General features: G+C 41.0%; 9 protein-coding genes. 2 read left to right on the top strand and 7 right to left on the bottom strand.

Annotation, left to right across the window (positions count from 1 at the left end; genetic code table 11):
• Positions 1 to 214: 214 nt before the first annotated feature.
• Positions 215 to 3,439: a type ISP restriction/modification enzyme gene (locus IM676_RS05230; protein WP_200989239.1), complete on the top strand. Its 3,225-nt coding sequence runs from the start codon at positions 215 to 217 to the stop codon at positions 3,437 to 3,439.
• Positions 3,440 to 3,614: 175 nt separating this feature from the next.
• Here the strand turns inward: IM676_RS05230 and IM676_RS05235 are convergent, their stop codons facing one another.
• The 6 genes from IM676_RS05235 to IM676_RS05260 all read right to left on the bottom strand — a co-directional run bounded on the left by IM676_RS05235 (position 3,615) and on the right by IM676_RS05260 (position 10,741).
• Positions 3,615 to 3,932, bottom strand: a complete 318-nt coding sequence (locus IM676_RS05235; protein ID WP_200989240.1) for a hypothetical protein — start codon at positions 3,930 to 3,932, stop codon at positions 3,615 to 3,617.
• 163 nt (positions 3,933 to 4,095) lie between these two features.
• Positions 4,096 to 5,127 carry a dihydroorotate dehydrogenase-like protein gene (locus tag IM676_RS05240; protein ID WP_200989241.1) on the bottom strand — a complete coding sequence of 344 codons (1,032 nt, stop codon included), beginning with the start codon at positions 5,125 to 5,127 and terminating at the stop codon, positions 4,096 to 4,098.
• A gap of 68 nt (positions 5,128 to 5,195) precedes the next feature.
• Complete coding sequence (nifJ, locus tag IM676_RS05245; RefSeq protein ID WP_200989242.1) at positions 5,196 to 8,747, bottom strand: pyruvate:ferredoxin (flavodoxin) oxidoreductase; 3,552 nt, start codon at positions 8,745 to 8,747, stop codon at positions 5,196 to 5,198.
• Between the two features lie 185 nt (positions 8,748 to 8,932).
• Positions 8,933 to 9,517 carry a DUF2459 domain-containing protein gene (locus IM676_RS05250; RefSeq protein WP_200989243.1) on the bottom strand — a complete coding sequence of 195 codons (585 nt, stop codon included), beginning with the start codon at positions 9,515 to 9,517 and terminating at the stop codon, positions 8,933 to 8,935.
• Between the two features lie 34 nt (positions 9,518 to 9,551).
• Positions 9,552 to 10,340, bottom strand: coding sequence for a superoxide dismutase (locus IM676_RS05255; RefSeq protein WP_200989244.1), 789 nt, complete (start codon positions 10,338 to 10,340; stop codon positions 9,552 to 9,554).
• A 50-nt stretch (positions 10,341 to 10,390) separates the two neighbouring features.
• Complete coding sequence (locus IM676_RS05260) at positions 10,391 to 10,741, bottom strand: phage holin family protein (protein ID WP_200989245.1); 351 nt, start codon at positions 10,739 to 10,741, stop codon at positions 10,391 to 10,393.
• Positions 10,742 to 11,311: 570 nt separating this feature from the next.
• On the opposite strand from IM676_RS05260, the gene IM676_RS05265 reads away from it, so the two are divergent.
• Complete coding sequence (locus tag IM676_RS05265) at positions 11,312 to 11,701, top strand: hypothetical protein (RefSeq protein WP_200989246.1); 390 nt, start codon at positions 11,312 to 11,314, stop codon at positions 11,699 to 11,701.
• Between the two features lie 21 nt (positions 11,702 to 11,722).
• Here IM676_RS05265 and IM676_RS05270 read toward each other — a convergent pair whose 3' ends face one another.
• Positions 11,723 to 12,850 carry a site-2 protease family protein gene (locus IM676_RS05270; protein WP_200989247.1) on the bottom strand — a complete coding sequence of 376 codons (1,128 nt, stop codon included), beginning with the start codon at positions 12,848 to 12,850 and terminating at the stop codon, positions 11,723 to 11,725.
• Positions 12,851 to 12,943 lie beyond the last annotated feature (93 nt).

Raw genomic sequence — 12,943 nt, forward strand, 5'->3', positions numbered from 1 at the left:
GTAATTTCAAGTTTTTAATTCCCAATTCCCAATTCTAAAAACCACATAGAATTATCAACTGATCATCGCCCTCCCCTCTGGAAGGGATGGATTAGGGGGTGGGGTATACTGAGTATTAATAATTGTAACATCACTCAACCAACTATAGTATAATTTATCAATAGCAAATCTTTTACCCTGATTGCTGCCGTATCAACAGTTACCCGACCGCACCATGAAAGCTATATCACAACAGTTGCAACCACTCATCAACAACCCAGACCCAGATAGTCGAGTTGAAGCACTACAGCAACTGTTAGGATATCCATTTAAACAACTTGACCCAGAGGGTTCACGGTTTTGGTATCTACACCCCGGTAATAACCAGTCAGAAGCTGAGGAAACCTCCCCCATAGCAGTGGGATTTTATCCACAGCTTACAGGGATGACAGACACCCAGGCGAAGCAGTTTTTTACCTCCCCCGCACAGCAACAGGAAATTTACGGTCATTATACTAACCGCATATTTGAAGCCCAACCTGTGATGTATTTACTGTTACCCAGTCCCCAAGCATCAGGACGGGTAGCTTTTATACTTCCCACAGAAGGAGGTTTACGTCAAACACAGATCCAAACCTTTAACTGGGGTGATAGTCAGTTAGTCGCAAGGTTAAAACGACTCACTCAAACTGAATTACCCATAGCAGTTGATAATTTAACCTCTACCCCTGTTCCCCTAGTAGAGTGGGTATTTTATGAACCTATTCAAACATCCCAGGAATTAGCCCAACTATTAGCTAAATCAGCGCGGGTAATTGAGCAAATCATCCCACAAGTTTACCACCAAGAACTAGAAACCGGGTATTTACACAACCTACTAAAGAGCTTTCAACGGGAATTGCTACCCTCATTAAAACTCAGTTCCGATAACGACAAAGATTACAGCTTTGCTGATATCTACGCTCAAACCATCGCCTATGCTTTATTTACCGCTAGGGTGTTTGGTTATGTCAAGGATAGGAAACAAGGACGCAATCAACAAACCCTGTTTGATAGAAAAACAGCTTGGGAACAGTTACCAGAAACTAATCCTTTCTTGCGTCAACTATTTGAAGACATATCAAAGCGGACAGCTTCAGAGTTAGGTGATGAGTTAATTGGGGCAATTGCCGAGATTTTTGGTGTCCTCCGGGCTGCTAAAATGGAAGCAATTCTCTGTGACTTTGAGATGAAGATGAACCGGGAAGATATTGTGATTCGGTTCTATGAAGACTTTTTAGCAGCATATAAACCACAAATGCGGGAACGTCGGGGGGTGTACTATACACCAGAACCGGTGGTTTCTTATATGGTGCGGTCTGTAGATATTTTGGTACAGGAGAAATTTAATAAACCTTTGGGGTTAGCAGACCCAGAGGTGATGATTCTTGACCCTGCTTGTGGTACTGGGACATTCTTGTTATGGATATGTCAATTAATTTATCAACGGTTTCAGGAGTCACCAGAAGCACTTACGGAAGGTTTAGCTGATAAGTCTTGGTCTGGGTACGTCAAGGAGAGGTTATTACCGAGGATATTCGGTTTTGAGTTGTTAATGGCTCCCTATGCAATTTGTCATCTCAAGTTGGGTTTGTTTTTGGAGGAGACGGGATATAAGTTTGATGGTGGGGTGCGGTTGGGGGTTTATTTGATTAATACCTTGGAGGATGTGAGGTTAAGGGAGGAAACCCAGCAGTTAAATTTGGCTATTCCCCAAATGGAGGAGTTAATCGCACAGGAAGCGCGGGATGGGTCAAGGGTTAAAAAACAGGAACCGATTATGGTGGTGATTGGTAATCCTCCTTATTCTTATGATTCTAGTAATAATGGTGATTGGATTAGGGAATTAGTTAAGGATTATTATCAAGTTGATGGTAAACCATTGGGTGAAAGAAATCCTAAAGGTTTACAAGATGATTATGTTAAGTTTATCAGGTTTGCTCAGTGGCGGATTGATGAAACTAATCAAGGTATTTTAGCTTTTGTAACTAATCATGGTTTCTTAGATAATCCTACTTTTAGGGGAATGCGTCAGCATTTAATTAAAAGTTTTGATGAAATTTACATTTATGATTTACATGGGAATAGTAAGAAGAAGGAGAGGGGGATAGATGGAAGTAAGGATGAGAATGTTTTTGATATTCAGCAAGGGGTAAGCATTACTTTAGCGATTAAGGGAGAGGATAGATATATTAATCATGCTCATTTATATGGGTTAAGGTCAGATAAGTATCAGGTGTTAACTGAAAATACGATTAAGTCTACAGATTTTCAGGTAATTAACCCCCAATCTCCTTTTTATCTATTCATTCCTCAAGATAGGGATTTGTTAGGGGAGTATGAACGGTATTTTAAGATTACTGATATTATGGCTGTTAATTCCACTGGTGTAAAAACTCATCGAGATCATTTTGCGATTGATTTTGAACCAGATAAAATCTATCAAAGATTTAACGAAATGCGAGATGAGAAACTTTCTGATGAGGAATACTCCCGGCAATATGATATAAAAGATAATCGAGATTGGAAATTAAAGGAAGCACGGACAAAAATTAAAGCTGATAATAATTGGCAATCAAAAATCATTACCTGTTTATATCGTCCTTTTGATTGGCGTTACTGTTATTATAGTACAGTAGCAATGGATTATCCCAGACGTGAATTGATTAATCATGTTGCAGGTAAGGATAATTTGTGTTTGGGTTTAGGTCGTCAAGGTATTGCTGTCAACGATAAAATATGGCATTTAATCACAGTTTCTTCTCAACCTGCTGATGAAAATGTTTTCAGAAGAGGTGGAGTTAATTTATTCCCCCTCTACCTTTACCCCGACACAACCAACCCCCAAGAACTCCAACAAGAAAAACGCCCCAACTTTTCACAAGACTTCCTCAACAAAATAGAAACAAACCTTGGTTACCTCCCCACAGCAGAAACCATATTTTATTATATATACGCCATCTTCCACAGTCCCACCTACCGCACCCGTTACGCCGAATTTCTCAAAATCGACTTCCCCCGCGTCCCCCTCACCAGTAACAATGAGTTATTCTGTCAACTTGCAGAATATGGACAAGAATTAGTAGCACTACACCTAATGAAATCACCCCAATTAAATAACCTGATCACCCAATTTACAGAAAATGGGGGAGGTCAAATAGTAGATCCAGGACATCCTAAATATATTCAAGGTGCGGTAGTGATTAATAAAAAGGGTGATAAATTCACAGGAGTACCAGAACAGGTGTGGAACTTTTATATTGGTGGTTATCAAGTTTGTCAAAAATGGCTGAAAGACAGGAAAGGACGCACCCTAAATGATGAAGATATTCTACATTATCAGCGTGTAGTGGTGGCGCTGCAAGAGACTATTAAGTTAATGCAGTTAATTGATCAGACTATTCCTAGTTTCCCTATTTAGAACCGCACCCCCTGGGTGGCGATCGCCCCAGAAGCCTAATATGTGATGTATTTACTGTTACCCACTCTCCAGGTATCAGGACGGGTAGCTTTTATACTTCCCACAGAAGGGGGGTTACGTCCGTTTGAGATACATAATACAAACATTTGTATCTAGTAAATAAACTAAAGAATTATTATTCATCAAACACGCCAATTAAATCATTATCCGGATCTTCATAAATTCCTTGTTCATCAACATTAAAATCAATATCCGCACAAGCACCAGATAAATTGAGGATTCCTTTAGTATGAAGCATATTTTTTTGTTTTAAAAATTCCTTTAATTCTGCCTCAGAGAAAAAGTTAAGCATCTCCTTCATTTCCTGAAAATCAATTAAACCTTCCCGCAAAGCGTCTAAGACAAGATTGGCAATGATTTTTTGTGGTAAATTAACCCATTCATTTTGAATCTTATCTGTTAAATTATCTGGTAAATCTATGGTGATTTGCATAATTATAAAATCTCCCTAATCTGTTTTTTATAGGACTTACGGAACTGGCACAGGCGATCGCATGATTCATACTCGGATTCAGTAACGCCTATTCTTTGTTTTCCTATGTAGAAACCTACCCCCAGGGGCTAAAGAGTCAAGGGGTGGGTTGGGATCATAGTTTTCAACCAAAGTAATATGATGTATCGTGATTAGCTTTCCATTCAGGTTTATAAATGGCAAGCGATCGCATATACTGGACACGTTCAAAGGCGCTAGGATTAGGGCAATTTTTTTGACTCATACTCCCCTGCATTTGTTGTACTGACTCGTACTCGTGTTTTTCCATCCATTCGCGCATTTCCCGCTCGATCACACGAATATGGTCAATTCCATGCTTGAGTAAAACTGAGCAAAGCATAGTAATTCTCGCACCAGCCATTAGCATTTTTAATACATCTTCTCCCCGATGAATACCGCTAGTTGCTGCCAAATCGGCATGAATGCGACCATGGAGGATAGCAATCCAGCGCAGGGGTAAGCGCAGAGATTGGGGTGTACTTAACAATACATTAGGTTCAACATCCAACAGACTGAGATTAATATCCGCCTGGTAAAAGCGGTTAAACAGTACCAATGCATCAGCCCCAGCTGCATCCAAACGTTTAGCCATATTTGCCATATTAGTAAAATAAGGGCTGAGTTTCACTGCTACGGGGATAGTAACTACTGCTTTGACCGCATCGAGAATATTAATATAAGTCTGCTCAATTTCATTACTAGTGAGTTCCATATCAGTAGGAACATAGTAAATATTTAACTCCAGCGCATCTGCTCCCGCTTGCTGAATTTGTTTGGCGTAGTTTGTCCATCCACCCAGGGATGAGCCGTTGAGACTAGCAATAATAGGAATACTTACCCTTTCCTTGGCTTTGTGGATATGCTCTAAATAGGTTTCTGGTCCTACCCGAAAGTTAATGGAATCCGGTAAGTAGGTGAGGGCTTCCGAAAAACTTTCTGTCCCCTGGGTGAGATGATGGTGGAGTTCATGACTTTCAAAGCGCAATTGTTCCTCAAATAATGAATGCATCACTACCGCACCAGCACCTGCTGTTTCCATGCGCTGGATATTATCAATGTCTTCCGACAGGGGAGATGCGGAGGGAACAAGAGGAGACCTCAATTTTATCCCCATATATGTTGTTGTTAAGTCCATACTCATTACTCCTGTTGTTAATGTTCTAAGGGGTAATTAACCACACAGAAACACAGATAATCTTGTATTCATGTCTGGGTATAATCTCTAGCAGCCAAATATCGATAAGTTTGCCAACGGGTTTTGACATCAGCTTGAGCTTCTTTGAGTAATTGCAGTGCTGCTTGGCTGTCCCTTTTGGTTAACATTTTAAAGCGGTTTTCTAGATACATATATTCCTCTAGTGGTAACTTGGGCGTGCGCGAATCCAGTTGTAATGGGTTTTGTCCTTCCTTGATGCGGTCTGGATGAAATCTATATAGAAGCCATTGACCTGAATCTACAGCCGCTTTTTGATTCTGCATGGCTGTGGTCATGTTGATGCCGTGGGCAATACAATGGCTGTAGGCGATAATTAGGGATGGCCCTTGATAAGCTTCCGCTTCGAGAAATGCTTTTAGGGTGTGTTCATCACGTGCGCCCATGGCGACACTAGCAATATAAACATTGCCGTAAGTCATTGCGATTAAGCCCAGGTCTTTTTTCCGTGCGGCTTTACCTCCGGCGGCAAATTTAGCTACAGCTGCTTTGGGTGTGGCTTTGGACATTTGCCCACCTGTATTCGAGTAAACCTCAGTATCCAGAATCAGAATATTAACGTTGTGTCCACTGGCTAAAACGTGGTCTAATCCTCCGTAGCCGATATCATAACCCCAACCATCACCGCCAATAATCCATACACTCTTTTTGACTAAGTAGTCAGCTAGAGATTTAAGATGCTGGCTGGCTTGATTATTCGGGATTTGCTCTAACCGTTGTTTGAGTAATTCTACTCGTTGTCTTTGTTCCCAAATATCAGCTTCATCTTTTTGTGGCGCATTGAGAATACCCTGGGCTAGTTCTTCCCCTATATCTGTTGCGAGTTTTTGCAGCAATTGGGCGGCAAATTCGGCTTTTTTATCGATGGAAATCCGAAAACCTAAGCCAAATTCCGCGTTATCTTCAAATAAGGAATTTGACCAAGCTGGCCCACGTCCGGCGCTATTGTGAGTCCAAGGTGTGGTAGGTAAATTCCCCCCATATATTGAAGAACAACCGGTGGCGTTAGCAACAATCATGCGATCGCCAAATAACTGTGTGGCTAACTTAATATAAGGTGTTTCCCCACAACCAGCGCAAGCCCCAGAAAACTCAAATAATGGTTCTTGCATTTGCTGTTGGTTGATATGGGTCAACTTCAACTTACTTCTATCAGGGTGGGGAATACTTAAAAAGAAATCCCAATTTTCCCGTTCTTGCTCCCGCAATGGTAACTGTGGTGCCATATTAATGGCTTTACGCCGTGGTTCTGATTTATCCTTAGCCGGACAAACATCTACGCAAATACCGCAACCAGTACAATCTTCCGGCGCTACTTGGATAGTATATTTTAAACCTTGCCAATCATGGTCTTTAGCATTGGCGCTCTTAAAGGTTGGGGGTGCATTTTCTAACTGCGGAGGTTCGTAAACCTGACTACGAATCACACTGTGAGGACAGACCATCACACACTTACCACATTGAATACAAACATCTGTATCCCAAACGGGTATTTCCTGAGCAATGTTACGCTTTTCCCATTTCGCAGTCCCTGTAGGATAAGTACCATCAGCGGGTAAAGCACTGACGGTGATTTCATCCCCTTGACGACAGATCATTTTTCCTAACACATCACGGACAAAGGCCGGCGCAGTATCGGGAATTGGTGATAAGGAAAACTGTTCCCCCGTCACTTCTGACCCGATTTCTACCTCCCACAAATTTTCTAATGTGGTATCTACCGCCCGAATATTCATCTGTACAATTTCCTGGCCTTTTTGGCCGTAAGTCTTGCGGATAGATTTTTTAATTTCTTCTATGGCTTCTGCTCTGGGTAACACCCCCGATAAAGCAAAGAAACATACCTGCATTACCGTGTTAATTCTCCCCGCCATCCCTGCTTGACGAGCTACCTTATAGGCATTGATGACATAAACTCTCAGCCCCTTGTGGATAATTTGCTCTTGTACTGATGCCGGTAGATGATGCCATACTTGATCTTTTTCATAGGGGGAGTTGATTAATAATGTCCCACCTGGTATGATGTCTTTCAAGATGGGAAACTTTAACAAAAATTCCCATTGATGACAGCCGATAAAGTTAGCTTTGCTAATTAAATAGGTAGAGCGAATCAATTGAGAACCAAAGCGCAGGTGAGAAACCGTCACCGAGCCTGATTTTTTAGAGTCGTAGACAAAATAACCTTGAGCGTAGTTGTTAGTTTCTTCCCCAATAATTTTGATAGAGTTTTTATTTGCCCCCACGGTACCATCTGCACCCAAACCATAAAAAATAGCTCTAATGATCTGGTCGGATTCAATGTTAAAATCAGGGTCATAGTTTAAGCTGGTGTGGGTGACATCATCCTCAATACCGATGGTGAAATGATTTTTCAGTTGAGTTGCAGCCAAGTGGTCAAAGACTGCTTTAATCATGGCTGGGGTGAATTCTTTAGAAGATAAACCGTAACGACCACCCACAACTTGAGGTTTTTCCCCTGTTTCCCATGCTTCATGAATTGCAGCCACCACATCTAAATATAATGGTTCACCAGATGCGCCTGGTTCCTTGGTGCGGTCAAGTACGGCAATGCTGCGGGTAGTTTTGGGTAAACTAGCCACAAAGCGCACAGCATCAAAGGGGCGATATAGTCTGACTTTCACAACCCCCACCTTTTCACCATGGGACTTGAGGTCATCTACTGTTTCATGTACCGCCTCGCAACCTGAACCCATGAGCACCATCACCCGTTCCGCCCCGGGGTGACCGTGGTATTCAAACAGTTGGTACTGTCGTCCCGTCATAGCTGCAAATTCATCCATGACTTTCTGGGTGATGTCTGGACAAGCTAAATAATAAGGATTGACAGTTTCCCTGGCTTGGAAGTAGATATCAGGATTTTGTGCTGTTCCCCGCAAAACTGGTTGGTCGGGGGTGAGGGCCCGTGAACGGTGGGCGAATACTAACTGATCGGGGATGAATTCTCGTAAATTGTTTTCTGTTAAATTGTTGATTTTGTTGATTTCGTGGGAAGTACGAAAGCCATCAAAAAAGTGGATAAATGGTATCCGTGATTCTAGGGTGGCTCTAGTTGATATCAGGGCGAAATCCTGTGCTTCTTGCACCGAAGCAGCGCATAACATGGCAAAACCTGTACCCCGTGCTGCCATGACATCACTATGATCACCGAAAATAGAGAGGGCTTGTGCAGCGAGCGATCGCGCTGCTATATGAAAAACTGTCGGTGTGAGTTCCCCAGCAATTTTATACATATTCGGGATCATCAGCAATAACCCCTGAGAAGCTGTAAAAGTAGTTGTCAGTGAACCCGTTTGTAAAGCGCCGTGTATAGCACCTGCGACACCCCCCTCACTCTGCATCTCCACCACAGTAGGAACAGTACCCCAAATATTATTCTGAGCTTCACTAGACCAAGCATCCGCCCACTCAGCCATAGGCGAAGATGGAGTAATAGGATAAATAGCAATAACTTCATTGAGTCGATAAACGACTTCGGCTACAGCCTGATTGGCGTCTATGGTTGCAAAACTTCTTTTGTTCATGTTCATGCACCTGTAAAAACTGATCAGCGCTAATCATGATGAAGGTAAATCTATTTACATATTAGTTCCCTGAACTTGCGAATAATTGATACTCTGATAATTGAAATATTTATTTACATATTTCTAGGGTTGGAAAATTATCATTTATTTCACAGGATGGGAGGATGAATTATTCAGGTGTATAATCAGTGAGGGACTTGCAATTGAAAATCAGCCAACAAAACAAAACCCTCAACACGACAATTTAACTTTTTTAGCCACACAACTAACTCATGATTACTGTTGTGACACAAAGTATAATCTAGGTCGTCTTGGACAAAAATCATTTGATTTTGGGGGTTAAAAATCGCCGTGTAGATATTATTCTCAAAACGTTGATCTAAAAACTGGTTGAGAGCAGTAACCTTATTCCTAGCAACTGCAAAACTTAAGATAGTAGTATCAGAACTAACAGACTGCTGTAACCCAGAAATATTTGCATATCTTCTCCTTCCCAAAGTTCCCTGAGTAGGAATCAGCAGCGCCCTAACACCACTACCCAAACCTTGCTGATTCAAAGCAAAATAACGCCAATCACCGTAAGCATATTGAATTAATCCTTGATCACGATCAGGTAAAACCAATCTAGAATGTAAACCCAAATCAACCACATAAACAGTAACCGGTTCCACAGGGTCAGAGGGGGGTATAATAGTAGCCGGAGAAGCAATCAAAACTACAAAGACAAAAGCGAGTATTCCCAGAAAAAATAGAGATATCCGACTTAACATACCCCCCCAAAAAAAACTTTGTGACCCTTTGCGTTTAAAACTGTAAGGAAACCTGCGATCGCCTGTTAACTTCCGACCAATTGATCACACCCCACCAATTATTTAAATACTCACCGCGGCGGTTGCGATACCTCAAATAATAGGCGTGTTCCCAGACATCATTACCCATAATTGGGTATGCACCATTCATAATCGGGTTATCTTGATTAGGTGTAGTGACGATTTGCAATTCACCCGTTGAGTTACGCACCAACCAGACCCAACCACTACCAAAGCGATCGCCTCCAGCTTGGTTAAACTGTTGTTTAAACTGATCAAAACTGCCAAAAGTTTGCTTAATTTCCGATGCAATTTCCCCTGTAGGTTCACCACCACCTTCAGGGGTCATAATTTGCCAAAAAATTGTGTGATTCAGATGTCCACCACCATTATTGCCAACCTTTGTGCGGATATTTTCAGGAACACTATTTAAATCCCGCAGTAAAGCCTCAACACTCTTTTTCTGTAAATCTGGCTCTTCCTTAAGAGCGTCATTGAGATTATTCACATAACTAGCATGATGTCCATCATGATGTAGTTTCATCGTTTCCGCATCAATAGCTTTTCCCAGTGCTGTATAAGCATAGGGTAATGGTGGTAACTTTGCAGGTCCGGCGCTGAGTTCCCCATCGGGGGAGGCTACGGGGGGAAATGTAGCAGCAATAGCGGTTTGTCCAGGAGATTGTGATCCAGCGGGGAGTAATACTTGACCAGAAATGAGCACTATCCCCATCACCAAGCTTGTGAGTAGCAAGGCAATTTTTCTGAAGAAAAATTTAGACATAAACATTCACACCACCATGTTTTTTTGTATTCTGAAAAAGTCAACTTTTTTTAACTCCAGGTTCTGACAATAGCCAGGAGAATAGAATTAATAATCGCCAAAGCGATCGAGCCAATTAATGCGCTCCAAAACCCCCATCGCAGAGTAAATCCTGGGACTAAAGCAGCAGCTAGAGCAAAAATAATTGCATTCAATATGAAGACAAATAACCCAAAACTCAGAAGAATAACAGGGAAGGTTAAAAAGGCCAGAATCGGTAGTAAAATTGCATTCAATATACCGAAAGCTGCCGCAGAAATTGCAGCTTTACCCAAACTATCAATTTCAATACCGATAGGTAGTCTAGAAATGATTAGAAAGCTAATCGTAGTTACTACCCAAGTGAGAATAAGGTCTAACATTTATGATTCCTCATGAGATCATACCTATTTTATGGATATTTTACAGGATATTTTTGTCTTGTTATCTTGTGATTAATCTATATTGATTGACACTAGTATCTTGCTAGATTTTATCATAAAAAAATCCTGATCAAAGCGATGTAATTATATATTTCTTTTGACATATAATTAAAATTTATAAACAAAACTATCGGCAGATATAGGATAAGATTTCTTTTGCTAAATATATAATTAAACCATAAACTACATTGAGGATTTTGCCCCTTAATCAAAGTTAATATCAACGCATTTTCACTGACAGATGTTATCTAGACTATAAAACAATGAATATTACCCCGTCCATTATACTCTGTAGCTTCTAGGTTGTTTATTCCCCATCCGTCTGCAAAAATTTTCTTGGAGTTGAAGAACTGAACCAGCGGTAAATTTAACCTCCCTGATTTGTTAATCATAGTTCTGGCAAAATTCTCATCAATCAATGATTAACCGGAGAGCAAAACCTGGGTTTATGCTGAGATAAAAAACTACAGTGTATGAAAACACACTTGTATATAACTGAGGATAAAGAATATGTCTATTGAAGTAATGATCCCGCAGGAAATGGCAAAAAATAGGAATATTTCTCAAGTAACCACCAGTGAAGTTAAACAAGAGCAAATGCAACCAGATAGTATAAATATCCCAGATGTAGCTTTAAGTTTATCTCCCATAGCTCTGCTATTCAGTTGGGTCATGTTTTTCCTAATCTTGCAAAAAATTCGTACAATTTTAGACAATAAAATGGTTTTTACTGTCAATGGTGTACATAAAGTCCCATGTAAAAACTGTCGCTTTTATTCAAATAACCATTATCTCAAATGTGCTGTACAACCTTCTATCGTCCTGACTGAAGATGCAAAGGATTGCTCGGAATATTCACCGAAAAATGGCAAATTCTCACCAAATGGCCTCTTTAAATAATTTTCTGCTTATATATTATCATTAAGTCACCTCACCTAAATCTCGTTGTCGCTGTAACCAGTAAGCTAAATCATTGGCTGTAATGATACCTTTAAGTAAGTCATTGTGAATCACCAGTACACGGCTAACCCCTGAATCTTGCATTTTTTGTAATACTTGAGACATCTGTTCTTCTGGACGAGCAGTAACACCATTTTTGGTGGGAATCATCGTATCTTTGACAGTACGATATTGCCATTCTTCTCTGGGAATATCCTTTACCTGATTTAAAGTAATAATACCTACAGGATGGCCGTCTTGTGTCACAGGAAAAGAATGATAGCGACGACTGAGAAAATATCTATCTACTAACTCTTGGAGTTTCATGTCAGGACTGACAGTTTCCGGGTGAGGAGTCATAATTTCCTGGGCCCTTACCCCTTGTAAACTGGTACGCAGCAAAAGCTCATCATAGCTAGTTTCTGCGGCGTTGTACAAGAACCAACCGATGAGAATTAGCCACAGTCCGCCCAAAATCGCCCCAGCAAACATCTCCAAAACACCGAAGATGATTAACAGATAACTCAGCCATTTTCCGGCGTTAGAGGCGATTTTTGTCGATTTTTTGAGATTACCTGTATACTTCCAAAGAATAGAACGAAAAACCCGACCGCCATCTAAGGGAAACCCCGGTAACATATTGAAGATAGCTAGAGCCAGATTAATCACAGCTAGGTAAGCAAAAACACCTGTAAATACTACACTCAAACCAGTATTGCTACCCACATACCAAATCAAGCCAAATACAGCAGCTAGTAGCAGACTCACAACCGGACCCACCCCAGCTATTTGGAACTCGTCCCCGGGGGTTTGTGCATCCATACGAGTGCGGGAAACTCCACCAAAAATAAATAGAGTAATACCTTCTACGGGAATTCCCTTGGCTCTGGCCACAAAGGAGTGAGAAAGCTCATGTGCTAGGAGGGAAGTGAAAAATAGCAGCGTTGCTACTATACCCATGGCAAAATAGGTACCACTATCAAATCCGGGATAGTTGGTGGGGAATATTCCAGCGCTTAAAGTCCACAGAACGAGAAAGAAAATTATCAACCAGGACAAATCAACTCGGATTTCAAATCCGAAAATAGAACCAAGACGAAAACCTTCCATAAGAATTTTTAATTAAGAAAGTCCTATTTTCACCACCGCAACTATAGACAAAGGTAATTTATTTTGCCTCTGACAAATGATAGAGAGGTAAAA

It is taken from the genome of Anabaenopsis elenkinii CCIBt3563 (genome assembly GCF_015245355.1).
In the GTDB taxonomy this organism is placed as follows: Bacteria; Cyanobacteriota; Cyanobacteriia; order Cyanobacteriales; family Nostocaceae; genus Anabaenopsis; species Anabaenopsis elenkinii.

Excerpts from the sequence above, each read along its gene's own strand:
- IM676_RS05265 (WP_200989246.1), top strand. The coding sequence starts at position 11,312 with ATGTCTATTGAAGTAATGATCCCGCAGGAAATGGCAAAAAATAGGAAT.
- IM676_RS05250 (WP_200989243.1), bottom strand. The coding sequence starts at position 9,517 with ATGTTAAGTCGGATATCTCTATTTTTTCTGGGAATACTCGCTTTTGTC.
- IM676_RS05240 (WP_200989241.1), bottom strand. The coding sequence starts at position 5,127 with ATGGACTTAACAACAACATATATGGGGATAAAATTGAGGTCTCCTCTT.
- IM676_RS05270 (WP_200989247.1), bottom strand. The coding sequence starts at position 12,850 with ATGGAAGGTTTTCGTCTTGGTTCTATTTTCGGATTTGAAATCCGAGTT.
- IM676_RS05235 (WP_200989240.1), bottom strand. The coding sequence starts at position 3,932 with ATGCAAATCACCATAGATTTACCAGATAATTTAACAGATAAGATTCAA.
- IM676_RS05230 (WP_200989239.1), top strand. The coding sequence starts at position 215 with ATGAAAGCTATATCACAACAGTTGCAACCACTCATCAACAACCCAGAC.
- IM676_RS05255 (WP_200989244.1), bottom strand. The coding sequence starts at position 10,340 with ATGTCTAAATTTTTCTTCAGAAAAATTGCCTTGCTACTCACAAGCTTG.
- IM676_RS05260 (WP_200989245.1), bottom strand. The coding sequence starts at position 10,741 with ATGTTAGACCTTATTCTCACTTGGGTAGTAACTACGATTAGCTTTCTA.
- nifJ (WP_200989242.1), bottom strand. The coding sequence starts at position 8,747 with ATGAACAAAAGAAGTTTTGCAACCATAGACGCCAATCAGGCTGTAGCC.